19 protein-coding genes and 1 pseudogene are annotated in these 26,046 nt (G+C 56.4%); 11 read left to right on the top strand and 9 right to left on the bottom strand.

Translation table 11 applies throughout. The annotated features are described in order from the left end of the window. Positions 1–48 precede the first annotated feature (48 nt). Positions 49–6,243, top strand: coding sequence for a PAS domain S-box protein (locus NC979_RS16160; RefSeq protein WP_190517387.1), 6,195 nt, complete (start codon positions 49–51; stop codon positions 6,241–6,243). A gap of 24 nt (positions 6,244–6,267) precedes the next feature. On the opposite strand, the gene NC979_RS16155 is transcribed toward NC979_RS16160, so the two are convergent. The 3 genes from NC979_RS16155 to NC979_RS16145 all read right to left on the bottom strand — a co-directional run bounded on the left by NC979_RS16155 (position 6,268) and on the right by NC979_RS16145 (position 8,549). Further along, complete coding sequence (locus tag NC979_RS16155) at positions 6,268–6,990, bottom strand: phosphatase PAP2 family protein (protein WP_199308746.1); 723 nt, start codon at positions 6,988–6,990, stop codon at positions 6,268–6,270. Between the two features lie 86 nt (positions 6,991–7,076). Beyond that, positions 7,077–7,898 (bottom strand): DUF1206 domain-containing protein, encoded by an 822-nt coding sequence (locus NC979_RS16150; protein WP_190517384.1) that lies wholly within the window; start codon positions 7,896–7,898, stop codon positions 7,077–7,079. A 492-nt stretch (positions 7,899–8,390) separates the two neighbouring features. Further along, complete coding sequence (locus NC979_RS16145) at positions 8,391–8,549, bottom strand: YqaE/Pmp3 family membrane protein (RefSeq protein ID WP_190517382.1); 159 nt, start codon at positions 8,547–8,549, stop codon at positions 8,391–8,393. A gap of 463 nt (positions 8,550–9,012) precedes the next feature. On the opposite strand from NC979_RS16145, the gene NC979_RS16140 reads away from it, so the two are divergent. Continuing rightward, positions 9,013–10,032: an AI-2E family transporter gene (locus tag NC979_RS16140; RefSeq protein WP_190517379.1), complete on the top strand. Its 1,020-nt coding sequence runs from the start codon at positions 9,013–9,015 to the stop codon at positions 10,030–10,032. 358 nt (positions 10,033–10,390) lie between these two features. Here the strand turns inward: NC979_RS16140 and NC979_RS16135 are convergent, their stop codons facing one another. Together NC979_RS16135 and NC979_RS16130 are read right to left on the bottom strand one after the other, a co-directional pair. Further along, a complete protein-coding gene (locus NC979_RS16135) occupies positions 10,391–12,160 on the bottom strand; it encodes an ATP-binding protein (RefSeq protein ID WP_190517377.1) in 1,770 nt (589 codons plus the stop codon). A gap of 14 nt (positions 12,161–12,174) precedes the next feature. Beyond that, positions 12,175–13,671 carry a hypothetical protein gene (locus NC979_RS16130; protein WP_190517375.1) on the bottom strand — a complete coding sequence of 499 codons (1,497 nt, stop codon included), beginning with the start codon at positions 13,669–13,671 and terminating at the stop codon, positions 12,175–12,177. 27 nt (positions 13,672–13,698) lie between these two features. Between NC979_RS16130 and NC979_RS16125 the strand changes: the two genes are divergently transcribed. The 4 genes from NC979_RS16125 (at position 13,699) to NC979_RS16110 (ending at position 17,216) form a co-directional block, all read left to right on the top strand. Further along, a complete protein-coding gene (locus tag NC979_RS16125; protein WP_190517372.1) occupies positions 13,699–13,917 on the top strand; it encodes a hypothetical protein in 219 nt (72 codons plus the stop codon). Between the two features lie 378 nt (positions 13,918–14,295). After that, positions 14,296–14,766 carry a hypothetical protein gene (locus tag NC979_RS16120; protein ID WP_190517370.1) on the top strand — a complete coding sequence of 157 codons (471 nt, stop codon included), beginning with the start codon at positions 14,296–14,298 and terminating at the stop codon, positions 14,764–14,766. Then, entirely contained in the window at positions 14,763–15,374 is a 612-nt protein-coding gene (locus NC979_RS16115; RefSeq protein WP_190517368.1) for a PIN domain-containing protein, read from the top strand. Before NC979_RS16120 ends, NC979_RS16115 begins: the two co-directional genes overlap by 4 nt. A 168-nt stretch (positions 15,375–15,542) precedes the next feature. Then, on the top strand, positions 15,543–17,216 hold the full coding sequence (locus tag NC979_RS16110) for a SpoIID/LytB domain-containing protein (RefSeq protein ID WP_190517366.1): 1,674 nt from the start codon (positions 15,543–15,545) through the stop codon (positions 17,214–17,216). Between the two features lie 40 nt (positions 17,217–17,256). On the opposite strand, the gene NC979_RS16105 is transcribed toward NC979_RS16110, so the two are convergent. The 3 genes from NC979_RS16105 to NC979_RS16095 form a co-directional block, all read right to left on the bottom strand. Next, positions 17,257–18,807 (bottom strand): phytoene desaturase family protein, encoded by a 1,551-nt coding sequence (locus NC979_RS16105; RefSeq protein WP_190517363.1) that lies wholly within the window; start codon positions 18,805–18,807, stop codon positions 17,257–17,259. 5 nt (positions 18,808–18,812) lie between these two features. After that, entirely contained in the window at positions 18,813–19,316 is a 504-nt protein-coding gene (locus NC979_RS16100) for a hypothetical protein (protein ID WP_190517361.1), read from the bottom strand. A gap of 91 nt (positions 19,317–19,407) precedes the next feature. Beyond that, positions 19,408–19,950, bottom strand: coding sequence for a hypothetical protein (locus NC979_RS16095; protein ID WP_242023948.1), 543 nt, complete (start codon positions 19,948–19,950; stop codon positions 19,408–19,410). Between the two features lie 566 nt (positions 19,951–20,516). Here NC979_RS16095 and NC979_RS25390 point away from each other — a divergent pair. The 4 genes and pseudogenes from NC979_RS25390 to prfC all read left to right on the top strand — a co-directional run. Continuing rightward, positions 20,517–20,717, top strand: a pseudogene (locus NC979_RS25390) (pentapeptide repeat-containing protein); the annotation flags it as partial. A gap of 298 nt (positions 20,718–21,015) precedes the next feature. Further along, complete coding sequence (locus tag NC979_RS16090; RefSeq protein WP_242021527.1) at positions 21,016–21,330, top strand: hypothetical protein; 315 nt, start codon at positions 21,016–21,018, stop codon at positions 21,328–21,330. A gap of 56 nt (positions 21,331–21,386) precedes the next feature. After that, on the top strand, positions 21,387–22,661 hold the full coding sequence (locus NC979_RS16085; RefSeq protein ID WP_242023947.1) for a pentapeptide repeat-containing protein: 1,275 nt from the start codon (positions 21,387–21,389) through the stop codon (positions 22,659–22,661). 90 nt (positions 22,662–22,751) lie between these two features. Next, positions 22,752–24,398: a peptide chain release factor 3 gene (prfC, locus tag NC979_RS16080; RefSeq protein WP_190517354.1), complete on the top strand. Its 1,647-nt coding sequence runs from the start codon at positions 22,752–22,754 to the stop codon at positions 24,396–24,398. Positions 24,399–24,466: 68 nt separating this feature from the next. On the opposite strand, the gene NC979_RS16075 is transcribed toward prfC, so the two are convergent. Further along, a complete protein-coding gene (locus tag NC979_RS16075) occupies positions 24,467–25,150 on the bottom strand; it encodes a Mo-dependent nitrogenase C-terminal domain-containing protein (RefSeq protein ID WP_190517352.1) in 684 nt (227 codons plus the stop codon). 340 nt (positions 25,151–25,490) lie between these two features. Here NC979_RS16075 and NC979_RS16070 point away from each other — a divergent pair, with 340 nt between their 5' ends. Continuing rightward, complete coding sequence (locus tag NC979_RS16070; RefSeq protein WP_190517350.1) at positions 25,491–25,970, top strand: hypothetical protein; 480 nt, start codon at positions 25,491–25,493, stop codon at positions 25,968–25,970. Positions 25,971–26,046: the final 76 nt, after the last annotated feature.

Raw genomic sequence — 26,046 nt, 5'->3', positions numbered from 1 at the left:
TTCTGGTTGCCCTTGGCTCATTTGGGTATGGATAGGAGAGAGCTGTAAATGGTTCAGCATCAGCAGGCGGCTGATCAGTTGTTTGGGGGCGGTGGTGAGATGGGGGCGTTGATGCGCTCCTACGACTGGTCAAAAACACCGTTTGGCGCGGTTGAGCAGTGGCCGCAGAGCCTGCGATCGACCCTGAGCATTTGCCTGAACTCTCGCTTCCCCATGGCGATCTACTGGGGGCCAGACTGCTGGTTGCTCTACAACGACGCTTGGCGACCGATCGTGGGAGATAAGCACCCCTGGTCGCTGGGTCGCCCAGCCGACGAAGTCTGGCCCGAAATTTGGGACGATATCAGCCCAGATTTTGCCAGGGTGTTTGCTACGGGCGAGGGCGTCTTTTACAGCGACACGCTGTTGGTGATGCGTCGGTTTGGCTACGAGGAAGAATGCTTTTTTGACTATACGTTCAACCCGATTCAAGGGGAGGGCGGCAAAATCGACGGCATCCTCAATGTGGTCAGTGAGACCACCTATCGGGTGTTGAACGATCGCCGGGCCCGACTGCTGCGCGAGCTGGCCTCCCGCACCGGCAGTGCCAAGACCGTTGACGATGCCTGTGCCCTGATGGCAGAGGCGCTTAAATCTAGCTCGGCCGACGTTCCGCTAGCGTTGCTCTATATTGTCGACGACGATGGCAAAATGGCCTACCTCAGCGGGGGAAGTGAGGTTGCCCTGGGGTTGCCCAAGACGCTTGACCAGGTTGACCTAACCGTTGAGGATGAGGCCAGGGGCTGGCCGATCGCCTCGGTTGCCCAGACCGGCCAGTCTCGCACCATTGATGATCTGGTCAGCCACTTTGGCCACCTGCCGGGCAGTCCTTGGCCAGAGCCGCCTCAGGAGGCCATGGTCTTGCCCATCCTGGTGCCGGGGCAGGCCAAAGCCGTGGGGGTATTGGTGACGGTGGCCAACCCCCGCCGCCGCGTAGATGGGGTCTATCGCGACTTTTTTGAGCAGATTGCTGGGCAGATTGCGGCGGCGATCGCCAACGCCCGTTCCCACGAAGAAGATCGGCGGCGGGCGGACAAGCTGGCCGAACTCGATCGCGCCAAGACGGTCTTTTTCTCCAACGTGAGCCATGAGTTTCGCACGCCGCTGACCCTGATGCTGGGGCCGGTGGAAGAAGCCCTGCAAGATACCCAAGATGCCGACCAGCGGCAGCGGTTAGAGCTGGTCTACCGCAACGCGCTGCGCCTGCAAAAGCTGGTCAACACCCTGCTCGATTTCTCTCGCATTGAGGCGGGGCGCATTGAAGCCAGCTATGAGCCCACCGACCTGGCCCTGCTGACAACGGACTTAGCAGGGGTGTTTCGGTCGGCAGTGGAGCAAGCCGGACTGCGGTTGGCCGTAGACTGCCCTCCCCTGGCAGCACCCGCCTACGTCGACCGCGACATGTGGGAGAAAATCGTGCTGAACCTGCTCTCTAACGCCTTGAAGTTTACCTTTGAGGGCGAGATTGCGGTAGTTTTGCACGGTAACGCAGACCAGATTCAGCTCGAGGTGCGAGACACGGGGACAGGCATTCCACCCGAGGAGCTGCCCCATATCTTTGAGCGCTTTCACCGCGTGCAGGGGGCCAGAGGCCGCACCCACGAGGGCTCAGGCATTGGGCTGTCGCTGGTGCAAGAGCTAGTAGGCCTGCACGGCGGCACCATCGAAGTCACCAGCCAGGTTGACCAGGGCACCTGCTTCACTATCACCATGCCAGCCGGGTCTGACCATTTGCCCAGCGATAGCATCAATACCCCCCGCACCCGCCTCTCCACCGCCACCGGAGCCACCCCCTACCTAGAAGAAGCCCTCCGCTGGCACCCCACCGAGCCCAGGGAACCCGCTCCGCCGGCTCCCTCACTCCCTCACCCCCCTACGCCATCACCCACCGCTACCGCCCGCGTTCTTTTAGCAGACGACAACGCCGACATGCTCGACTACGTCGAGCGGCTGCTGAGCCCGCACTACACCGTCGAGACGGCCAGGGATGGCCGAGCCGCGATCGCCGCCATTCGTCGGCAGCGCCCCGACCTAGTGCTGACGGATGTGATGATGCCCGAAATCGACGGTTTTGAGCTGCTGCGGCAGCTGCGGAGCGATGTCCAGACCCAGGAGCTGCCGATTATTTTGCTGTCGGCCCGCGCAGGGGAAGAGTCTCGCATTGAGGGCCTAGCGGCGGGGGCCGATGACTATCTAACTAAGCCATTTTCGGCCCGGGAGCTGTTGGCCAAAGTTGAGGCGGCCCTCAAGCTGGCGCAGCTGCGGCAAGCGGCTAAGGCCACCCTGCAACGGAGCGAAGAGCGATCGCGGCTGGCCATTCGGGTGGCGCAGCTAGGCACCTGGCACTATGACCCAAGTACCCAGCTGGTCGAGCTAGACGAGCGCATGCAGGAAATTTGGGGTGAGTCAGCGACGCCGCTACCGCTGGCTCAAGTCATAGAGCGGGTGCATCCCGACGATCGCGAACGGGTGGTCAGTGCCGTCGGTGCCGCCCTCGAACCGTCGTCAGGGGCCTACGAAATCGACTACCGCATTGTGTGGAATGACGGCACCGAGCGGTGGATTATGGCCAGTGGCCAGGCCATCTTTGGGGGCGAGGGTCTGGCGCGGCAAGTCGTCGAGCTGATCGGCACCGCCCTCGACATTACCGAACGCAAGCAGACTGAATTGCTGCTGGCGGAGCAAAAGCATTTGCTAGAGCTGGTTGCTTCGGGGTACCCCCTAGAAGATTGTCTAACCGCCATCTGCCTCGCCGTATCGCAGCTAAATCCCCTGATTCGGGCCGGTGTGCTGCTGAGCGATACCCAACAGCAGCAGTTTGTTGGGACGATTGCCCCAGACTTTCCGCCGGCCTTCAGGGCAGCCGTTGAAGGCTTGCCCATCAACGACCTCCACATTGGCACCTGTGCGAAGGCGGTTGACTGCGGGGAGCCGGTCACCTGTCCCGACGTAGTAACCGACGATCGCTGGTCGGCGGCCTGGCGCGACCTGTGTCTAGCCCACGGCATTCGCGCCTGCCACTCTACCCCACTGCTGGACCTGGAGGGGCGGCCCGTGGGGTCACTCATGCTCTGTTTTGATCAGGCTCGACAGCCCACCCCTTGGGAATACCAGCTGGCCGACTTCGGCACCCAGGTGGCCCGCATTGCCGTTGAGCGCGATCGCGCCACCCTGGCCCTGCGCAACAGCGAGTACCGCTATCGAACGCTGTTTGAATCGATGGATCAGGGCTTTTGTGCCTGTGAAATGCTGTTTGATGACCACGGCAAACCGATCGACTATCGCTTCTTGGAGGTTAACCCAGCCTTTGAGAGGCTGACGGAACTACCAGGGATGCTCGGCAAAACGGCACTCGAACTGATTCCTGACCTGGATGCCTTTTGGATTGAGACCTACGGCCGCGTCGTATCAATGGGGGAATCCTATCAATTTGAGCGTCAATCGGTGATTTCGGGCCGTTGGTTCAATATCGACGCCTTCGCTATTGGTGACCCGCAAAGCCACAGGTTTGCCATTCTGTTGACCGACATCAGCGATCGCAAAAAAGCAGAGCTAGAGCGAGAGCGATTTCTGGCGGTGGGTGCAGATTTACAGGTGCTCACCGACTCTAACGGCTACTTTCAGTGGGTCAGCCCCGCCTTTGAGCGCATTCTCGGCTGGACCACTCAGGAAATGCTGTCTCGCCCCTGGGTAGAGTTCGTCCATCCCGACGACGTGACGACATCGGTGGGGGAAGCGAACCAGGGGTTTGCGGGCAGCGAAACGATGGCCTTTGAAAACCGGTATCGCCATAAAGACGGTTCCTACCGCTGGTTTCTCTGGAATGCTCAGTTTTACTCAGACAGGCAGATGCTCTATGGCGCGGCCATTGACATCACCGATCGCAAGCGCACGGAAGCCAACTTACGAGAGAGTGAGAAACGCTTTCGCAGCATGGCCGACAACGCGCCGGTCATGGTTTGGGTGACAGACTCGACCGGCTACTGCACCTACCTCAGCCAAAGCTGGTATGACTTCACGGGCCAGACCGAGGCCACCGGTTTGGGCTCAGGGTGGTTGGATGCCGTCCATCCCGACGATAAAGAGACTTGTAGTCAAATATTTCTAGCGGCTAATGAGCGTCAGGAGGCGTTTCGTTTTGAGTATCGCCTGCTCAGCAAAGACGGGTTTTATCACTGGGCGATCGATGCGGCTAGCCCCTGGTTTGGGGCAGACGGCGAGTTCAAGGGCTACATTGGCTCGGTGCTGGATATCAGCGATCGCAAGCGCATCGAAGAAAGCCTGCGGCAGCGCGAAACCGAACTGCAATTAGTTACCAATACTGTCCCCGCCTTAATCTCGTTCGTGGATGCCGACCAGCGCTACCGGTTCAACAATCGCGGTTACGAGGAGTGGTTTGGCCATTCAGCCAGCGAAATCTATGGCAAATACCTGTGGGAGGTGCTGGGGGATAGGGCCTACGGCAATATTCGCCCCTATGTGGAGCAGGTTTTGGCTGGGCAAAAAGTTACCTTTGACACCCAGGTTGTCCACATAGACGGGGACATCCGCTATGTTAGCGCCACCTACGTGCCGCGCCTCAGTCCCCAGGGCGTGGTAGAAGGCTTTGTGGCGCTCATTAACGATCTCAGCGATCGCCGCCGGGCCGAAGAAGCCCTCATCCAGAGCGAAGAGCGCTACCGCTTCCTGGTCGAGTCCATTCCTCAGCTGGTGTGGACGGCCGACGCCGAAGGGGTTCTGCTCGATGCCAACCAGCGCTGGTGTGACTTCACAGGGCTCACCCCAGATCAGGTCAAGACAACAGGTTGGCAGGCCATAGTGCACCCCGACGATATTTCCGTGCTCGGCCACAACTGGGCGATCGCTCAGCAGCAGGGCAGCAACTACCAGGCCGAGGGCCGCATGCGTCGGGCCGATGGCGTCTATCGCTGGCACCTGCACCAGGCGGTACCGTTCAAGACCGAACAGGGGCAAATTCTCAAGTGGTTTGGCACCGCCACTGATATCGAGGACCAAAAACAGCTAGAGCAGCAGCGCAGTCAGCTGCTTCAGCAGGAGCAGGCCGCGCGCGCCGCTGCCGAAGTCGCCAGCCGTACCAAGGATGAGTTTTTGGCGGTGGTCTCCCACGAGCTTAGGTCGCCCCTCAACCCCATTCTCGGCTGGGCAACCCTGCTCAAAAACGGCACCCTAGACGCAACCAAAACCCAACAGGCGCTCACGGTCATTGAGCGCAACGCCAAGCTGCAAGCCGAACTGATTGATGACCTGCTCGACGTGTCTCGCATGCTGCGGGGCAAGCTCCAGATCTCGGCCAGCCCGGTCAATTTGGCCAGTACCATCCGGGCCGCGATCGAAACCGTGCGTCTAGCAGCAGACGCCAAATCAATTCACGTTGAAGCCCATCTAGAAACTGACGTTGGCCTAGTCTCGGGCGATGCCACCCGGCTACAGCAGGTGGTGTGGAATTTGCTGTCCAATGCCGTTAAATTTACCCCCGCCGGCGGACAGATTGAGGTGCGTCTGGTGCGGGGCGATGCCAACCAAGCGCGCATCATTGTCAAGGACACCGGCAAGGGCATTGTGCCTGAGTTTTTGCCGCTGATTTTTGACTATTTTCGCCAGGCCGACAGCGCTACGACCCGCCAGTTTGGCGGGCTGGGTTTGGGGCTGGCGATCGTGCGCCACCTAGTCGAGCTGCACGGCGGCACTATCCAGGCGGCCAGCCTGGGCGAAAACATGGGAGCGACGTTCACCGTTAGCCTACCGACCCTGGCCCAGCAGCCCCTGGCCCAGTCAGAACTCCCCCTCCAGCAACCCTCGCTGAGCCTGCCGGGTACCGAAATCCTCGTGGTGGATGACGATGACGATACGCGCACCTTCATCACCTTTTTGCTAGAACAGGCCGGGGCCCATGTAGTCGCCGCCGCCTCAGCCCAGGAAGGCTTGGCCGCCCTCAAGCAGGCCCAGCCTCAGGTTTTAGTTAGCGACATCGGCATGCCAGATATGGATGGCTACATGCTGATGCAGCAGATTAGAGCGTTGCCGGCCGAGCAGGGCGGCCAGGTGCCGGCGATCGCCCTGACCGCCTACGTCAGAGAGACTGACCAAGAGCAATCCCTCGCTGCCGGGTTTCAGCGGCACATTTCTAAGCCGGTGGAACCCGCTGCCCTCCTGCGGGCGATCGCCGAATTGCTCCAGTCGTAACCCCTTCGTTAGGATCTCCCTGCCCTAAATCGCGTCTTCCACCCGTTTTAGGGCAACAATTACCGTCGTCAACCACAGCACCCCAACAATCACACCCATGATCACATCGCTGGGCCAGTGGGCTCCCAACACCAGGCGTGAACTGACAATCATGCCAATCCAACCCGTTACGCCCAAGATAATCAGCAGCCTTTCAACCCAACTGCGAGAGGCCTGGTACCACAGATAGGCCAGCAGCCCATACACCGTAATCACCACCACCGCGTGCCCCGACGGAAACGAATGCAGCCCCGGAGCCGCGATGCCACCAACGATCAAATCGGGCCGATCTCGGTTCCAGTAACCCCAGCCAATCCACACCAAGGCAAATTGCAGCCCGTAGGCGGCCATCATGGTGGCGGCTAGCAGAGGGCGCGATCGCGCCACCATCACCCCCACAAATCCCCCCACGATGGGCAGCATGCCGATTAAGTTACCCGGCGATTCCCACGTGATCGCTTTCGAAAAACTCAGCGGCAAACCCTCAGCTAGCACCGGCAACAGCCGCACATCCCAATCCTGTAGGCCCTGGTCAACATGCCCCTTAGCCCACACAGTAAGCGTTAAAGTGACCAACGCACACAGCCCCAGACCGATTGCCAGCGTGCCTGCCCACCGCCGCCATACTGCTTGGGGCACTTTGTGACAGTCTTGCCAAAACTGATACCAACCCTGTCTGAAAGTCTGAGCCGTTACCCAACGTGCCATGCCGCGTTAACTACCCATCGCCACAACAGAAGAGGTGTATAGTAGCACCTCTATCTATCGGCAATGTATGTAAATGCAGCGCGTCGCTAAGGGGAAATGCGGCGGTAGCGAGCCTGAACTTCGAGATGAATGCCGTAGGCAACCAGGCCAAGGGCAACAATTCCCATCAGCCAGGCTCCGTGGGGCTGCTTCTGAATGGCCTGCAGAGCGCCTTCAGTCGTGCCAGCCTGGCTGGCATCGGCCGCCCGGGCCGCTTGAATAAAGAAGTAGCCGATAATAACAGCGACCACTCCCTTGGCAGCATAGCCAAATCGGCCAATACGAGTGATCCACTTCTCGGTATTAGCGCTCATTTCAGACAGCTTAAGCTTGCGGCGAAACTCGGTAGAATAAGCTCGATAAAACGAATAAAACCCGTAGGCCACACTGGCTACGCCAACGGCGGCTACCAACCACCGACCAAAGGGTTGAGAGAGCAATGTGGCCGTTTGCTGTTCACTGCCAGAACCACCACCCGACGAGCGGCCAAAGACCAGCTTTAGAGCAGAGAAGGCCAAGCCGCTATAGATTAGCCCACTAGCCGCGTAGCCGAGGCGTCTGCCAATGGCCGCTGCCCCGCTGTCCTGGTGCTCTGGATCTTTAATCGCTTGCACAAACTGCCAGAGAACATACCCTAGTAGCCCTATGGCTACTATAAACAGCATCAGCTTGCCAAAGGGTTGAGATGCGATCGTCTGAAAAGCCCCCTCGGTACCGGTTATTCTTCCACCCCAATCAAAGGCAGCCATCACAGCCAGCAACCCGACAATCATGTAGACAATACCTTTAGCCGCATAGCCAAACCGCGCTAAGCGTTCAATCCACTTTTCAGGCTGTTGTCCTGGCGGGGTTAATTCTTGAATATTCATTGACACTACCTATACGGTTAGCTTTCTAGCTACAAACAAAACTACCGAGGAAAATATTTCTCTACAGCTTCACCAAGCTCTTTGTCTTAGCTCAGACGTACTCTACTGAAGGTAATAAATTTGTACCCGTTAAAACAGCCTGAACCATCCTTCCCGCGCTAGAGTTCTCAACGGTCGTACCTCTATCTTTTGACACCGCCAAAGCAAATTGACCTGTTTGCGTTAGCATTATTTTCCCTAGCCCCAAGAAGAATTGAAACCATTAGTCCACATCAAAAGTTAGCAATTAGCCGCTTTCCTTAATTTTAGATTGAGTAACATTACAGACAATCCTTAGTGCAGCTTCAAAAGTTCTACCTTGCGTACAGAAGCGAAACTAGCGAACACCAAATAAAAATATTTTCCCGAGAAATATAAAACACAAAAAAATACCTTGCTTTTGAAAAAGCAAGGCTTAACCGCAGCATAAAATCTTAGGAATATGAATGCAATCTACCGCTTCACGATAATCCAGACTGCATGAATAATACCGGGAATATACCCCAAAAGCGTAAGCAAAATGTTAATCCAAAACTGAGTGCCAATCCCTTCCTGAAGAAAAACTCCAAGGGGCGGCAGAAAAATGGCTGCTATAAGCCTCAAGATATCCATAGAGTTTCTTAGCCTAATCCTTATCTGTCTCAATTAAAGAGTGTTTGGATACGCATGGCATCTGTCTTTAGTTCCTACTTCTATCTATACAAAGACATAGTTAAGTCAATATGATTCTTGAGGAAGATGACCTTCTACCCTCGGCAGCCATAAATTTTAGATAGGAAGTCAGGTTTCAGACTTAGTATCAAGTTTGAATCTGCTGAGAACAAAATCACATTATTTACACACAAACAAAGTTCTTGGTAAAGAGCATTTTTGCCAGGTATTAAATTTGCCAGCTAGGCAGAAGGCTCGTTCGTGCGTTACTAACAGAAAATAAGTAGTAGCATTTTGATAGTCAACGTACTTCTCGCTCGAGTGCTCTTATGTCGGATGCATCCGAACAAGAAAATTGTGCGATTTATGGAAGTTCAAGTATTTTCAACTAAATCTTACCGAGTTTGTATTGCAGGAATCTTAAGTGATTTTTAGCCAGTGGTTAAGCTTAGTACTTTTAGGAGTCTGTCTTTATATTTTTTGGCAGATTCGCAACGTACTATTGCTAGCATTGACAGCAATCACCTTTGCCGTAGTGCTCAACCGCGCAGTCAGACTCCTGCAAAAACGAATTCCCGATCGCAGAATAGCCGTTCTTATTTTAACCAGCGCTGTTCTATTAGTCATGGGAGGGTTTGGGATAATTATTGTTCCTCCCTTTGTTGACCAGCTTCAAGATTTGATGGGTCTTGCCGGTCAAGTTGTTGATAGATCGCAGTCTTGGCTTGTGGCTTTAGGAAACATATTGCCGGGGTTTGCCATCGAAGATCTCCAAAGTCTTGAAGCTATCCTAGGTCAGCTTCAGGCATTAGATCTAGACATCATATTTGGCCGCTTCTTCCTATGGTTTTCCAACACCCTAACCGTTGTTTTCAACCTGCTGTTGGTGTCGGTTGTCATCATCATGGTGCTGTTAAATCCGATGGCCTACCGAAGACTCTTGCTCAGGGTCTTTCCGTCGTCTAGAAAACAACAGATAAGTCGAGTGCTAGACGGCTGCGAAGAGGCGATCGCAGGCTGGTTCATTGGCATCCTTTTCAACATGACGATTATCGCTTTGTTGAGCATGATTGGCCTCTGGATTTTGGGCATCCCCCTAGCCTTTGCCAACGGATTGCTGGCAGGGCTGCTTGCATTCATCCCTAATCTTGGCCCCTTTATCAGCGTAATTCCGCCTGCTGCGATCGCCCTACTCGAAGCTCCCTGGAAAGCGATCGCAGTAGTCGTCCTCTATATCGTGATTCAGCAGATTGAGAGTAATATTTTGACTCCGCTGGTCATGAAGAAACAGGTTTCCCTACTACCGGCAATAACCCTACTGTCTCAGGTTATTTTTGCCGCATTCTTCGGCTTTTTAGGTCTGCTGTTAGCCCTGCCGCTAACGCTAATTATTCAACAGTGGCTGGACGAGTTTTGGGTAAGAGGCTTTCTAGACCAGCATTAGTTCAATAGACTTTGACAGTTCAACATTTGCAACGTGCCTGCAAGTGCTGACTTGTCAAAACTAATGTATGGGCGATACCGGTTTCGAATCAGTGACCTCTTCCATGTGAAGGGCGTAATCAAACCTCTGAAAAGCTTTATTTCTCAAGGGCTTTAAGAATTGTCAATAAATCGTATCTCAATGGTCTATCACAATCCATAAAGCTTTACTGACGGCAGAAGGGGTATTGATGCCGACACTGCCAACTGAGCAAACCTCTAACGTAGGGGAATTTGGCTGGGGTAAAAACTAGGGCTGCCGTTGAAATAGTTATGGGTGGGCTGAACTTTGCTGCTCAACAAAGTCGAGAATGTTGTGGTTAGCGTCTTCGGTGTGGATTGGAATCGACAGCGTCTCTAGACCAGTGGCAAGGTCTGACGGAACATGTCTTCGGAGATGCCAAATGCTTCGGCGATCGCCCGGCGGTCATACTCCCTGGGCAGCTTCGACACAAAGTAGGTGTGGGGTGGGTGTTGACGTCGAGGTTGGCGATGCGCTGGGTAGAGATGCCAATGCCCAAGCCAAACTTACGACCCCGGCGGGCCAAGGTCATCACTGCAGCTTTAGAGTGCTTTTGGCTGTCGCTGCTGCTCTTGCCGGGGATAAACTCGTCGGCCTCATCGAAGATGAGGGAAACAAGGGGTGTAATGCGGCCGGTGCGCCGCCGCGACTCGTAAGCGACGTAGGAGAGCTTGGCAGCAAAGTCGCGTAGATCATCGGGGTTATGGGATTGGACGATGATTAGGCTACTTTGGCTGTCGTCGTTGAGCCAATCGACGATCTGGGGAATGGAGACGGTGACACTGGCGGGGATATCGATGTTGTACTGCTGGGCTTGGGCCTTAAGCACGCTGACGACGGTATCGAGGTTGGTTTGGGCTGTAGGCGTAATGGGTTTCTTAGTTGCCTTATTTTTAGAAGCATCTTCGTTGTAGTCGTCGACGAAGGCTTCGATGTCGGACTCGATTGTTTCTGCGAGCGACCCATCAATTCCCTTGCTGCCGTAGAGCCGATCCATTTCCTTGAGCAACTTGAGCACATCCCGCCCGCAGGCCCCCATATTGCCCTTGAACTGCTCTTTGGCGGCGGCCAGGGCGTCGCCCACAGTATTTTTTTGCTGCCAGAACCGCATTTTATGTTCATGCAAGAAAATTGCAGCAGGTCGATGAAGGGATGACTGCTGCCGCTTCAAAGCTTTTGGCAAAACAGTAGAGTTAACGAAGTCCTTTGTGGCCCTTTCCAAATTAGAGAAATTTAGTGCTTTGTTCTGCTTAGATAGATCGCTGTAGTAGGTAATCACCGACTCGGGGCTGGTCTGCGCCCCAATGTTGACGATAAAGCCTTCCTGTAGCTGCACCAGCTGATCGAGCAGCAGGCCGGTGTATTCGCTCATCAAGTCAAAGATGACGATCTTGACTGGCTCCGACTTTACCTCCGTCAGCAGCTTGCGCATTAGCGTGCTGAGCAGGTTTGACTTACCGGCCCCAGTGAAGCCGAAGATGCCGAAGTGGACTTTGATCAGCTCTTCCACCCGCAAGTAGACGCGCACGTTTTCGTCGCGGACGAGGGCTCCGATCTGGATCAGGCTTTCGTTCTCCAGGTCGAGGGAGAGGTTGGCGACCTGCTCGGTCATGGCGGTATCTAGCAGGTGGACTTCGTGCCCCACCATAGGCACGTTGCTCTCTTCTTGAATGGTGGGGCCAGTGCCATTGGGGGAGAAGGCGACTTCGACCACCTCCAGATTGGTGGGGACAGCGATACAGCGAATTTTGGTGGTGTCTTCGGTGGAGAGGACGTCTTGGGTGATCCAGTCTTGGCCGGCGTTGCGGGCGGCCTCGGTGATGAAACCTGGGTAGCCGCCAGTATCGGTGCCGAGGGCATAGTGCATGGGCAAAATGCCAGTGACTTCGAGGATGCTGTAGCAGGTCTGCTGCTGGTCGCTAGCGAAGTTGGGCACTGCCAGCATGGCCCCCTCGGCGATGGTGTTCATAGCCTGTCGGGTATAGTCGAACCAGAGTTCGTAGCGGTAGCGGGTGACTTCGTTCTCCTCAATTTTCATGAGAATGCCGCTCAGGTCGCGTACAAACATGGTGGGCCTCAAGGTCAGGAGCGGTGGAAGGAGTCGCGGATAGTGCGGAAGGTGCGGCTCAGGGGCTGAGAACGGAAGGAGTAGGCGGACGACCGGATAATGCCCTGAATGCGCTTGCCCACGGTCTTAGCTCCCCAGTCGGCCTTGTGGAGCGGATCGGGGTAGCCGATTACCTCGGGGAAATGGTTGCGGGTAAGGACGTCGAGCAGATACATGTTGATGAACTGGGCCAGATTGGTGTCATTCTTGGTGCGGTAACAGAGGGGCTGAATGCGTCCCAGAGCCTTAGTTTCAATGGTGACCTGGTCAAGCCCGGACCGGTCCCACTCGGGGTAGATAAGCCTATCTATAAATACAACGTGCCCCATCAGAGGGGTGGCCTTATCTCGCTTGAGAAAAAATTGGGCCAGCGATCGCGCAAATAGTCGCTCTGGAGCCACGATGAACCCCTGTACGCCTGAGATTTCTGGGCTGCCGTCGGCCTTGGCGCGGGCGTGGAGGGTCATGTAGGTGGAGTCGAACTCGATGGATGACCAGGGGGTGGTGAGGGTTTCGTCGGCGAGGGGTAGCAGTTCGAGGAAAATGCGATCGGTCCAGGGCAGTTGACGCACATCCAGGTCAGCGAGGTTGGGGTAACCCTGGGCGCCGAGCTGTTTCATCACGCCCAGGTAGTTGCGGGTGAGGTAGCGAGAAGCAGAGTCTTTGATGATGCCGGTGAGCAGAATCTTGCGGTTCCAGCAGACTTCGATCAAGGCGCGGATGCCGACAGCGATGAGGAAGCCCACGTCGTTGGGCGACATCCAGCGCTGGCGGACGACACCGTAGTCGTCGGGAGTTTCATAGACGAGGGCCTTTTGATCTTTTTCGATAAAGAGGCGGCGGCAGATGTGTTCGAACAGGGACACGCAATAGTCCCAGGAGGTGATGCAGTTGACGTCGGTAGTGAGGTGGTGGTTGCCTTGGCGAGTTTCGAGCCGGGCGAAGGGGGGGAGGGGATCTTGCCCTCGGCAGCGAGCCTTAGTGAGGTAGCGGATCGCTCCGTCTAGGTCATCTACGGAAAGGTGGTGGCGGGCAGCGAAGTCGTCAAGGTTGAGGGACTGGGTGCGCTGGTGGTGGAACTCGGCGATCAGCGCCATGTACTGGCTGAACTTTTTGGTAGTGGGAATGCCAAGGACTGGGTTGAAGGGGTGGGCCAGGGCGACGGTGGCGTCATCGACGGTAAGGTGACGACGGTCGAAGGGGAAGTTGAGCATGGGAATGGCCTCGGGCTGGATGGCCACGCTCGCCAGGATGCTGGAGGGAGATCTGTCAAGCAGGATGACCTTGGGTGCTTCGAGGGAAGAGGAGGTGGCAACGTTGTAGGCCAGGTAGATTTCGGCCAGCTCCATCATTTTGGTATCGATACTGGAGAGGTCTACCCGTTCGTTATCAGAGACAAGAAAGGTTTCGGGCCGATCTTGGTCTACGACATCGGCAAATTCGGAGAAGGGGACGGGGATGTAGGTAACCATAGAGACATCCTTTTCCAGCGACCACTTTTGGTAGCGGACGGTGGGTGGGTCGTCGTCGAGGTTGATTTGGCCTTTGGCCCCGTAGGCGCAGGCCGAAAAGACGATGAAGTCTTGGAAGGGGTCTTTGCCGCAGGTGCCGTCGATCGCGACGAAGTCGAGTTAGCGGGTGCCAAAGAAGCGCTCGATGTGGCGGTGCAGGCCCTAGCTTTCAAGCTCTTAGTGATTCTTACAGTGAGTATGGGTTAACGTGCCAGGCTTCCTGTGATCTTCAAGTGGAGTATCAGGATGGCTTTGTTAAATCAGTGCATCATTATCATGGTGATTCTCAGCACCAGAGGCATTGAGGCGTTTAGAGAACAAACTTGATAAATTAATTGAAACAGCTTCCTATGTTGGCAGTGGCAGCGATAAAGACCTATAGTGCGATCGCATCTCTCCTATAGCTGTGTTGACGCAGGAAACCCAACAATCTCAGTGCAATATTATTCCCAACCTACTGTGTCTTAAAAAAAGATTTTTCCATCAACACCCCAACCATTCGAATAAATTTCCTGCTCAACACCATGCTTTACCGGGTGCTGTGCCCAATATAATTGAGTAGTCACCTTCCAATGCGAACCCGCTATGGCTTTCACTCGCGACATGGGCTGGGATCTTTCCGTTAGCGATCGCAACGGCAAACTCACCCTAGTAGTTGAAGTCAAAGGCAAAACCAACGCATCGCCAGCCTGGGCCGCAGCACTTCGTCGCAACATTCTGGCCCACGGCACCTTTCCCAATGCCCCTTACTTTCTAATAGCCTTCCCAGATAGGTTTTACCTGTGGGCAGATGCCGAGGCTCATCCCGAGCAGAGCGACCCGACCTACACCATCGATGCTCGTCCTATCCTTCAGCCCTATTTTGATAAGGCTGGGGTAACCGCCGACCAGATTAGCGGGCAGAGCCTTGAACTCATTGTTGCTTCGTGGCTTGGAGAACTGCTCCACTCTAAGCAAGCACCAGAAGCCCGCGATGAGTCCCTACAGTGGCTTGTCGAGTCAGGCTTAAACAATGCCCTATCTGGAGGCAAATTTGAACACGAGGCAGCAGCGTGAATATTTACGCTGAAACCAACTTTGTCCTAGAGCTGACCTTCGAACAAGAGCAATGCTCTGATTGCGAGCAGATTCTTTCCCTTTGTGAGGCTGAGCAGGCAAAACTCATCATGCCAGCCTACAGTTTGGCCGAACCTCACGAAAAGTTGACTCGCCAAAGCCGCAACCGTCGTGAACTTCAACAATTATTGAATGCTGAACTGAGCCAGCTTTCACGCACAGCATCCTACGCCAGCCGAATTCAGAGCATTCAAGATATCGCCAGTTTATTAGTACAAAGCAACGAAGAAGAGCGCTCTCGCTTTGTTCAGTGCCGTCAGCGCATTGTGGAAGTTGGCGAAATTATTGCCCTCACAGCCGAGGTTTTAAGCAGTGCAGCAGAGTTTGAAACTAGGTACGACTTAGCTCCCCAGGATGCTTTGGTATACGCATCAGTCATCAGCCACTTGCAAAATTTTAGGCCTAAGCAGGCATGTTTTTTGAATCGAAACTCCAAAGATTTTGACAGTCCCGACATTGTTGAAGAACTCAGTCAACTCAATTGCCGAATGATCCCTCGTTTTGACCATGGATATGATTTCATCTTGTCCCAAGTCAACAATAGGTAGATTTGGAGCACAAGCTGTGCCGCTGGTAAGAGGCGGCGGTTTAGGAATTGCCTGTCCCCATCGAGAATAGACCCAGGAACTATTCCCACCCTTAAGGGTCTGAGCCGCTAGAATTGCTCTGACCCGACTGCACAAACAGCGGGCAGCACCCTACTTCGTTAGCGCACTATGGCTACGCTCTCCCCGCCCCGGCTTCAGCTTCAACCCCTAGGCCATCGGCGATCGCGATGGTTAGGAGCGGTGGGCGGCATGGCGATCGCCCTCACCACCGCCATCGCCGCCCCCGCCCCCGCCGCCCAAAACCCGGTGATTCAAGTAGGCATTGTGCAGCGCTTTGGCGAAAACCTACAAGACCGCATCACCCTCGAAGCCCTGCCCGGTGAGCAGCTCACCCTCAGCTTTGACACCCAGGGCCAGCCCCAAACCGTAACCGCAACGCGAGTGGTGATCGGCCTCACCCCTGAGCAACTGCCCGAGGCCACCCTAGGCGAGCGCGTGGTGCTCAGCAACCACCGCAGCTTTGAGACCGCCGAATACAGCGCCCAGCAGTGGCGCGATCGCGGCATCGAGCCCGAGATCGCTCAGCCCGGCAGTTGGGAAGTGTGGGCCAACCGTGAAACCTACAACAGCCCCCTAGTGCGTCGCCTGCTGGTCAAAAACCTGCAAGCCCAGGGCTTTACCGAAGTCTTTCTCGACAGCGAAGTGGTGGGTCAAATTCCCCGCACCTATTTTGAGGCCAACGGCTATCGCTACGGCCGCGACACCCTCGATATTCGCGCCAGCGGCGGACGGGTGCGTGTCACCCAGCCCGGCGAGCCGCCCGTCACCCGCGTCTACGGCGGCACCCTGCGGGTACAGCCCAACACCTACGGCACCTACACCCTAGTCAACAGCGTGCCGATCGAAACCTACCTGCGCGGAGTAGTGCCCCACGAGATTGGTGCCAGTGCGCCAGTGCCCGCCATTCAGGCCCAGGCAGTGCTGGCCCGCACCTATGCCCTGCGCAATCTGCGCCGCTTTGCCATTGACGACTATGAGCTTTGCGCCGACACCCAGTGCCAGGTCTACCGAGGGCTGACCGGCACCGCGCCCGTGGCCGATCAGGCCATTCAAGCCACCCAAGGTCAGGTGCTCACTTACCAAAACGAGCTAGTAGATGCCCTGTACTCTTCCACCACCGGGGGCATTACCGCCGCCTTTAGCGACGTGTGGGATGGCCCCGATCGCCCCTACCTGCGCCCGGTGGTCGATACCGTCAACGGCCTGTGGGATATCAACCAGTACCCCCTCAGCTCCGAGGAGGCGATTCGCGCCTTTATGGCCATCGACAAAGGCTTCAACGAAGACACCTGGGAGCTGTTTCGCTGGCGCAATGAGAGCCCCTTGGCCGAAATCACCCAAGATCTAAAAACCTACCTGGGCCGTCGCCAGCACCCGATGGCAGGGCTGACCCAGGTGCGATCGGTGCGCGTTTCAGAACGGGCTGACTCGGGTCGGGTGCAGGCGATCGATATCGAAACCGACCTGGGTGTGGTGCAGCTCAAGAAGGATGAAATTGTGCGGGTGCTCACGGCTCCCCGCAGCCTGCTGTTCTATGTCGAGCCGATGTATCAGGCTCCGGCAGCGGGCAATACTTCCCCTGGTACCCCTGCTTCAGGACAGATCACGGGCTACCGCTTTGTGGGCGGCGGCTGGGGTCATGGCGTTGGCCTGAGTCAAACTGGGTCATACCGCCTGGGCAGCCTGGGCTGGGCCTATCCTCGCATTTTGCAGTTCTACTATCCCGGCACCACGTTGCAGCCGATTGGCGAAAATCTGACCTTCTGGCGTGAGCCAACCTAGGCGTGGAGGATGATGCCGCTTAGGGTAGGCGGAGAAGCGACTAGCCCAATACCTCCCGCAACATTTGGCGGTGCTGGCTGACCGAAGCCAGGGTGTTGGCAGTCATCAAGCCGCAAGCGGCTACCGCCGGTAGTCCGATGCCGGGGAAGGTAGAACCGCCCACGCAGAGCAGCCCCTCAAGCGGGGTCTTTGGCCCTGGGAAGAGGCCATCTTGAACCGAGATGGCGGGACCGTAGCTGCCCCGGTGGCAGCGCAAAAAGCGTTCGTGGGTGAGGGGAGTGCCGACCAATTCTACCTCTACCCGTTGGCGCACGTCGGGGATGATGCGCTCTAGGGCCTGCCAGAGGGGTTCTGCCCGTTCTGCCTTGAGCTGGGCATATTCGGGGCTGCGGCGATCGCACCCCTGCCACAGTTCATAGGGCTCAGTGGCGGGGGTGTAGACGTGGATGGTGTGCTTGCCCGGTGGAGCCAGCGACGGGTCGAGCACCGTGGGAATCGACATGACGATGAGATTTTGCGGAGCGTCAATGCCCCGTTCCCAATCCTCTACGGTGATGTAGTGGCAGGCCAAGTCAGGGGGAAGTCCCTCGCCGTCGATGCCCAAGTGCAGGTGTAGAAAGCTAGGGCACTCGGGAGTAGCCTGGCGTTCTTCTACGAATGCCTTGGGCAGCGTCCCATCGGGTACTAGCTTGAGCGTGTCCCAAATAGAGGCGTTAGAGATCACGGTGCCTGCGCTGAGGACTTCTCCAGAGCGGAGGGCAACGCCCGTTGCCTGCCCGCCTTCTACCAAGATTTCTTTAACGTGAGCGCCCAAACGCAGAGTGCCGCCGTACTTCTCTAGCCCGCGCACCAAGGCATTGACTAGAGCTGCGCTGCCGCCCATGGGATAGTCCAGCGTGACGCCGGGCCGATACCACTCGGCAAACATAAAGGCCATTTCCGCAGTGCTGGTGCCCTCGGCGGGCAGACCCGACAGCAAAAAGCACAGCATGTTCATCCAGTTGCGAATGAAGGGGTCGCGGGTGGTGCGATCGAGCACGGTGCTGAAGGGTTTGCTGGACTGGGTGAACACTGGAGCATTGCGCAGCAGTTCCCAAGTGTAGGGAGCCACGGTTTGCACCGCACCCAGATCTAACCTCAGAGCGGCGGGGGGGAGGGCAGTGGCCGCTTTGCCTAGGGGCACCATCGCTTTTTGCAGGCGACGCCACTCTTGAACAGCGGTCTCCCCCCGCAGATCGCGCAGCACGTCAGCGAACTGATCGTTGCCCACGGTGGTGTCAAAGTCGCCTTCGGGCAGGCGCACGCCCCAGGTGTTGTAGTTGGCCCAGGTAATGCTATCCCCTTCGCCCACCGCATCGAGCACGTGGCGCAGGGGGTTGGTGGAAGCCCGGTACGACATTCCCGAGTAGAGGGATGGCCCCGAATCAAAGATGAACCCCTGGCGCTCAAAGCCGTGGGCTGCTCCGCCCGCAATGGTGTGACTTTCGCAGACGGTGACGCTATAGCCATAGCGGGCCAGCAGCGCGCCACAGCACAGGCCACCAATGCCGCTGCCAATCACGATCACATCGGCGGTTTTGGAAGATGGCATAGCCCCTATCTCCCTGTGTAGCCCTGGATATTCTCGGGACGAAACTTGCGCAGAATGGGGGTAGCCTGGCGAATCACTGCTTCGGAGCCGCGCACTACCACTAAAAATTTGCCGTCATCGAGTCGGTTGCGGTACGAGAGGGCATCGCCACTGCCGAGAATGCCCATGCCGCCGCCAATAAAGTAGGCTCCCATCGATCCCCCAATCGCCCCGAGCAACCCACCGATGATCTGGTTGCCCAACCGCCCCGTGAAGGCAAAGGTATCTAGCCCGGTAATGATGTTGAACATGAACCCAGCAGCGAAACCAAAGGGCACCAGCCACACCGCCATCAGTCGAATTTGATTCCAGGCCTGGTCGGCGGGGTCGACAAGCCCGTATTCGTCGGCGCTCTTGAAGCCTTTGCCCAAGATGTCGAAGTTATCTGTGGGCAGACTGGCTTCTTCAAGGGCGCTGTAGGCTTCTTCGGCTTTGATGCGATTGTCTAAAACGGCAACCAGGTAGTTCATTTGCAAAAGACAATGGGGCAAAGACAGCTGGGTGTGAACCCAATAGTTATTATGCCGCGTCGATGTTCATCCCTCAGGGAGCGTTGACCGACTAAACCTGACCGCCGGGGCAAACTGTAGACCATTGCTCTAAGTTGGCCCTGGCCTGAATGAACCCGGCAAGCTCGCCTCGGTAGGCAATCAGCCGAGCGCGATCGGCGGAGGTGGGCGGTATCAGCACCACTAAGCGATCGACCGAGGCAGCGGCACAGGCCCAATCGCTGGCTTCCACAGCCCTGGCTAAAGTTGCCTGGCGCTGGACAATTTCGGCCTGTTTGGCGGCCTCGGCCCGCTCTTGGGCGATATAGGTTTGCATATTGCGTATGCCGGCGTTGGCGTAGCGATCACCCGGCCGAAACGTCAGCGCCCGGCGAAAGTTGATCAATGCCGTGTGGTAGTCTCCCAGTTCGGCGGCGGAGTAGCCCGCCAGCATGGCATAGCGGTAGGACTGCGATCGCGTCTGCTTCAGGCGGCTGTCTAAGCTGACTTCTGCCGCCGTCGGCGTTGGCATCTTCGCCAGAGCTGGCCCTAGCCCGCCGCTGACTAGGGTCGCCCCGAGGGCTAAACCCACCGCAATTTTGCCTACTATCTCCATTGCTGCCATCCTTGTTGCTGCCTACGCTACACGACCGTTTAGGGTAGCGAATTTTTCGCCGGTCGCGGCACCAATCTGTGCGCTGGTTTCTGAACGGGAGCCTAGACACCCTAGGCTATCCAGGTGATTTACAATGGGTTTAGCTAGGGAGAAAATACCAGTTGTGGTTGTTCCAAAGCCTTGCGCTATGCAGATGGTGGTTACAAGAGCTAGCCTTCATGCACCCAAGCAAGATGCTACCTATTGGCGTAGCCAACCCCATACAGACAGACTAAAAGCTTTAGAGTCTATCCGGCAGCAATACCACCTCTGGAAATACGGTGCTGAACCAAGATTTCAAAGAGTTTGTACAGTCGTTAAACGATAATGAGGTGCGCTATCTGGTGATTGGTGGCTATGCTATCGCCTCTGCTAGAAACCAGGTTTCTGCTGCGCCGTGCCTCAAGCCCTGGCCCTGCCCTTAAAAACCGGGGTTTTCTCTGTCGTTAGGCAGCGTAACTGCGTGGGTAGTGCCTTTTAGGGTGGGTTGCGCTTAAATTGAGAGCAACCCACACGAGATCTACTCATTGACTAAGCCAGGCCGGTACCAGGGCAAACGCCTGAGCGCCACTGAAGTCACCCGCCTCTACGCCGCCGGAGAACGCGACTTTCGCGGTGCGGTGCTGCGCGGGTGCAATTTTCATAGGGTAGATCTGTCGAGAGCTGACTTTAGCGGGGCAGATATTCGCAGCGCCCGGTTTGTGGAAGCGACGCTGGAAGAAGTAAACTTTAGCCACGCTAGGGCCGGGTTGCAACGGCGGTGGGTTGTCGGTCAGTTGCTCTTAATCGTTCTTATCTCCGTCATTACAGGATTTCTGCAAGGCTTTGCCGGAGCTTGGATTGGATACCTGCTGACTGAAGGTTCTCAGGAATTCCTGATTGCAGGACTAGTCAGTTCAGTTCTAGTCATCGTCGTTTTCTTAACGATTGCCCGCCAAGGCTTCACGTTAAAAGCATTAGGAAGCGTCGCTCTCGCTGTCGCTGTCGCTTTTGCTAGCGCTTTCGCTTTCGCCGTTGCTTTCGCTAGTGCTTTCGCTGTTGCCGTTGCTTTCGCTGGCGCTTTCGCTGTTGCCGTCGCTTTCGCTTTCGCTGGCGCTTTCGCTGTTACTGGCGCTATTGCTGTTGCTGGCGCTGTTGCTGGCGCTGGCGCTGTTGTTTTTGCTTTCGCTTTCGCTGTTACTGGCGCTATTGCTGGCGCTGTCGCTTTCGCTGTCGCTGTTTCTTTTGCTGTCGTTTTTGCATTCGCTTTCGCTTTCGCAAACTTACTACTTTCACTCTATATCAGTCGAAAAAGCCATAGAGGAGATCCAAAATTTGAGAATCTTCGCATTATTGGATTAGCCTTTACGGCCCTGGGGGGTACCACCTTTAGCAGCGCAGATCTCACCGGGGGCACCTTGGCCCATGCCATCCTCAAAAGCGCTAACTTTGCCGATTGGTGCCAGCGGCCCACCACCCTCACCCACGTTCGCTGGCACCAGGCTCAACAGCTCGATCGCGCCCGCCTAGGCATCGCCATCCTGCAAGACCCACGCGTGCGGTTGCTGCTCACCACCCTCAACGGCATCGACCAAGACCTAAGCAACGCCGATCTGCGCGGGGCAAACCTGGCCGGGGCCAAGCTCCACCGTGCCAATCTCACTGGTGCAAATCTAAGTGGGGCAATACTGCACTACGCCGAACTTCACGAGGCCACGCTGACCGAGGCCAACTGCGTCGGCACTGACCTCACCGCTGCCCAACTCACCGGGGCCTGCCTCGAAGCCTGGAACATCGACAGCACCACCATTCTCAAAGACATCGACTGCCAGTATGTGTTTCTGCGAAAGCAGCCTGACGGGCGGGGCGACCGAGAGCGGCGACCCCATAATCCTGACAAAGACTTTCAGCCCGGCGACTTTGAAAAATTCTTCAAAGACATGCTCGACACCGTGCAGTTGCTCATTCGCAACGGGGTCAACCCTGACTCGTTTAAGGCAGCATTTCAGAGCATTATCGAAACGCACCCCGACATTACCGCCGACTCCATTCAGGGCTTTGAGCGCAAGGGCGACGATGTCCTAGTTACCATTCAAGTGCCCGAAGCCACCAACAAAGCCGATATCGAGCGCACTTGGGACGAAGTGTATGAAGCCCGCCTCACTGCCGCCACCGCCGCTGCCCAACTCGAAGCCGAAAAGCGCCGAGCCGACGACATTAAAGATATTTCCCTGGGCTTCAGTCGATTTTTATCCAGCGTACAAATTAACAATATGAACAACCCCATTAACACAGGCGACGGCAGCTTCTACGCCGGGGGCGACGTCAACCTATCGGGCAGCACCCTTAACTTGGGGCAAATCAGCGGCCAGGTCACCAACCAGCTCAATCAAATTCCTGCGCCCGCTGCTCCCGACCAGCCCGACCTGCGCGACATTCTCACCCAGCTCAAAACCGCCGTAGAAACCGACGGCGAACTCAGCAACGAGGAAAAAGCCGAAGCCCTGCAAGCCGTGGCTCGCATTGCCACCGCAGGCACTGAACCCAACCCCGATGACAAAACCAAAGGTATCGTCAAACGCGCCACTACCACCCTCAAAGGCATGACCGAGACCCTTACCGATGCCTCAAAGCTAGCCGAGGCCTGCACCAAACTGCTGCCCCTAGTACTCAGCCTGTTCGCTCTGCTTTAGGCCGTCCGCTCAGCACCTCGCCCATCAAAACCCAGGTCAGCCCGTACAATTAAAAGACGTATCCATTCACACGCACGAGTACGCTAGTTCATGACTGACGCCGCCGTTTCTACCGCCGCCACCTCCGCCGATATTGCCGCAGCGGTAGAGCAACGGCGCAATTTTGCCATTATTTCTCACCCCGACGCCGGTAAAACAACGCTGACCGAAAAGCTGCTGCTCTACGGAGGCGCTATTCAAGAAGCTGGGGCGGTGAAGGCCAAGCGAGCCCAGCGCAGCGCCACCTCCGACTGGATGGAGCTGGAGCAGCAGCGGGGGATTTCGATCACCTCCACGGTGTTGCAGTTTGCCTACGGCGGCTACACCATCAACCTGCTCGATACGCCGGGTCACCAAGACTTTAGCGAAGACACCTACAGGACGCTGGCTGCCGCCGACAACGCGGTGATGCTCGAAGACGCTGCTAAGGGTCTAGAGCCGCAAACCCTGAAGCTATTTGAAGTGTGCCGCATGCGATCGCTGCCCATCTTCACCTTCTTCAACAAGATGGATCGCCCCGCCCGCGAACCCCTAGAACTGCTGGATGAGATTGAGCAACGACTGGGTTTGCAAACCTACGCAGTCAACTGGCCCATCGGCATGGGCGATCGCTTCAAGGGCGTGTTTGACCGTCGTCACCAGCAGATTCACTTGTTTGAGCGCAGCATTCACGGCAAAAAAGCGGCCAAGAATACGGTGCTAGATATTGGCGATCCCCGCATCGAAGACCTGCTCGACCAGGACCTCTACTACCAGTTCAAAGAAGAGCTGGAGGTGATCGAAGAAGTCGGGCCAGAGCTGGATCTCGATGCCGTCCACGCCGGGCAGCAAACCCCAGTGTTCTTCGGCAGCGCCATGACCAACTTTGGTGTGCAGCTGTTTCTTGACGCCTTTCTCGACTACGCCCTCAAGCCCTCAGCCCACAGCAGCACTTTAGGCGAAATTTCCCCCACCAATGAAGACTTCTCAGGGTTCGTGTTTAAGCTTCAGGCCAACATGGACCCCAAACACCGCGATCGCATCGCCTTTGTGCGGGTGTGCTCCGGCAAGTTTGAGAAAGATATGGTGGTGAGCCACGCTCGCAGCGGCAAATCGGTGCGTCTGTCGCACCCCCAAAAGCTGTTTGGCCAGGGCAGGGAATCCCTTGAAGAAGCCTATCCGGGCGACGTGATTGGTCTCAATAACCCCGGTGTGTTTGCGATCGGCGACACCATTTACCAAGGCAAGCGGCTGGAGTACGACGGCATCCCCTGCTTCTCTCCAGAGATCTTTGCCTACCTGAAGAACCCCAACCCCTCTAAATACAAGCAGTTCCAAAAGGGCGTATCAGAGCTGCGCGAAGAAGGGGCGGTGCAAATCATGTTCTCCGCCGACGAGTCAAAGCGTGACCCTATTCTGGCGGCGGTGGGTCAGCTTCAGCTAGAGGTGGTGCAGTACCGTCTGCAAAACGAGTACAACGTTGAAACCCGCATTGAGCCGCTGCCCTACGCCGTAGCCCGCTGGGTCGACGGCGACTGGGAGGCTTTGGAAAAAGTCGGCCGACTGTTCAACACCGTCACCGTCAAAGACAGCTGGGATCGCCCGGTTCTCCTATTCCGCAACGAGTGGAACTGTCAGCAGATTCAGTCTGACCACCCCGAACTCAAGCTCAGTGCGATCGCCCCCGTAGTCTCCGGCAAAGAACCCGAAAGTCTCTAGGTTTTAGTGTTAATCGTCTGCTGTCCCCTCGGCTTGGCTCAGGGGGCAGCAGACCAATAGGCAACCGTCTACAGCAGCGGCGTCACGTCTTCGCCGCAGTCATCAGCCAAGTAAGACAAGGCGCGAAAGCGTAGCCCCACCAGTTGCTCGTACAGCGGGTTAATTTTGCACATGGGTGGAATGTGCACCAGCTTTTTATTGAATAGCACCACATCACGCTCAAAGGGGCACTGGGACGGGATCAGTTTGCAGACAAACCGGGCCAGGCGCGGGTCGTGCACCTCAAGCTGATCGAGCCATTCGCGAGCGGGTTTGAGGGGGTCAATTTTGCCTACTACTGGGGGGCGCAGTTCAGCAGCAATCTCGGCATTCTCCGGTTTGAGGCTGTATATGGTCGATCGCACCGAGGTGAGCACGGTATCTTGCAGGTTCAGGGCTTGGCACAGCGCCTGGAGCTGCAAGTCTTCTTCTACGGAATACACCCCGTCGGACAGGGCTACCATGACCGCCATGCGCAAAAAGTTTTCCGCCACGTTGGGCTCAGAGCCGAGCACACGGGCCACTTCGGCAGGGGTAACGGGTTCAAAATGCTCAAAATCGAGCTCGGGAGCCAGTTCGTCTTCGGTAATAGTGGCGATCAGCGCCTTTTCGTCGTCGTCAAAGTTGCCGTCGGCCCAGGCCAGGGTGAGCAGCCCCCGGAGCCAAACCTTGATCTGCTCCTGGGTGTAGGGAGACTGAGTGACTGCGGGCATAGATCCTCCTCAAGAGTCAGTGCGATGGTCGTGGCGCAGCCTCTTCAGCAGGAGAAGGCGTAAGACCGCCTCTGTAGAACCATCGCGGTATCAAAGCCACAAAAACTGGAAAAACAGGCTGTAGCGCTTTAATCTTAACGCTGCCAATTTAAGACTGCCCTGGCTAAGGATGATTTTCAGCATTGCTTCATTACAAGTCAGGAGGGTGGAGTGTGGCTGGCCGCCCGACCTAACCCTTTAAAAGCAATCCCTTGTGGGTTTCTCATCGTTTTTGCTTAACCCTCAAAGGAGACTGAGTGGTTTAGTATCTATGCCAAGACCGTCCTCCACGAGGTAAACCATGAGCAGCTACACGACCGCAGAGCTACAAACACTGGTTAAAGCGCCGATGATGACCGGGCTTTCGGTGGCCATGGTTGACATGGGCATTGTCTCTACGGCCATTGAAGCGGCGGCGATGTCAAAACAAATTGCTGGGGCTGCCCAAAAATATCCCGCCAACTCCATCATTCAAGCGGCTTTCTCAGAAGAAACCATGAAGAGTAATCAGGTCAAGCTCGACAAGCCTGATATCAAGCCCGAGGATGTCAAATCGGGAGCCATGATCGACAGCGCGATCGCCGACATTAGCGCCGCCCTGACCTTAGTCGAAGGCAAAGCCTCCCCTGAGGAAGTCGCCGAGTACAAGCAGTTTGTCTACGACTGCGGCGCTGCCGTTGCCGCTGCGGCTGGTGAAGGGCTGTTTGGCACTGGTAGCAATAAGGTCAGCACCACTGAAGCCGTTGCTCTAGCCAAGTTTAAGGTGGCCCTGGGCCTCTAAGATAGGAGAGGGGTGCGGTACATGAGGCGTATAGTCTGCGGCAGCCGAGAATTGGGAACCGCCTTGAAGTGAGCAT

It is taken from the genome of Leptolyngbya subtilissima AS-A7 (assembly GCF_039962255.1).
Classification (GTDB): Bacteria; Cyanobacteriota; Cyanobacteriia; order Phormidesmidales; family Phormidesmidaceae; genus Nodosilinea.
The sequence above is the reverse complement of the archived record's forward strand: the minus strand, read 5'-3'. Positions and strand labels throughout refer to the sequence as shown.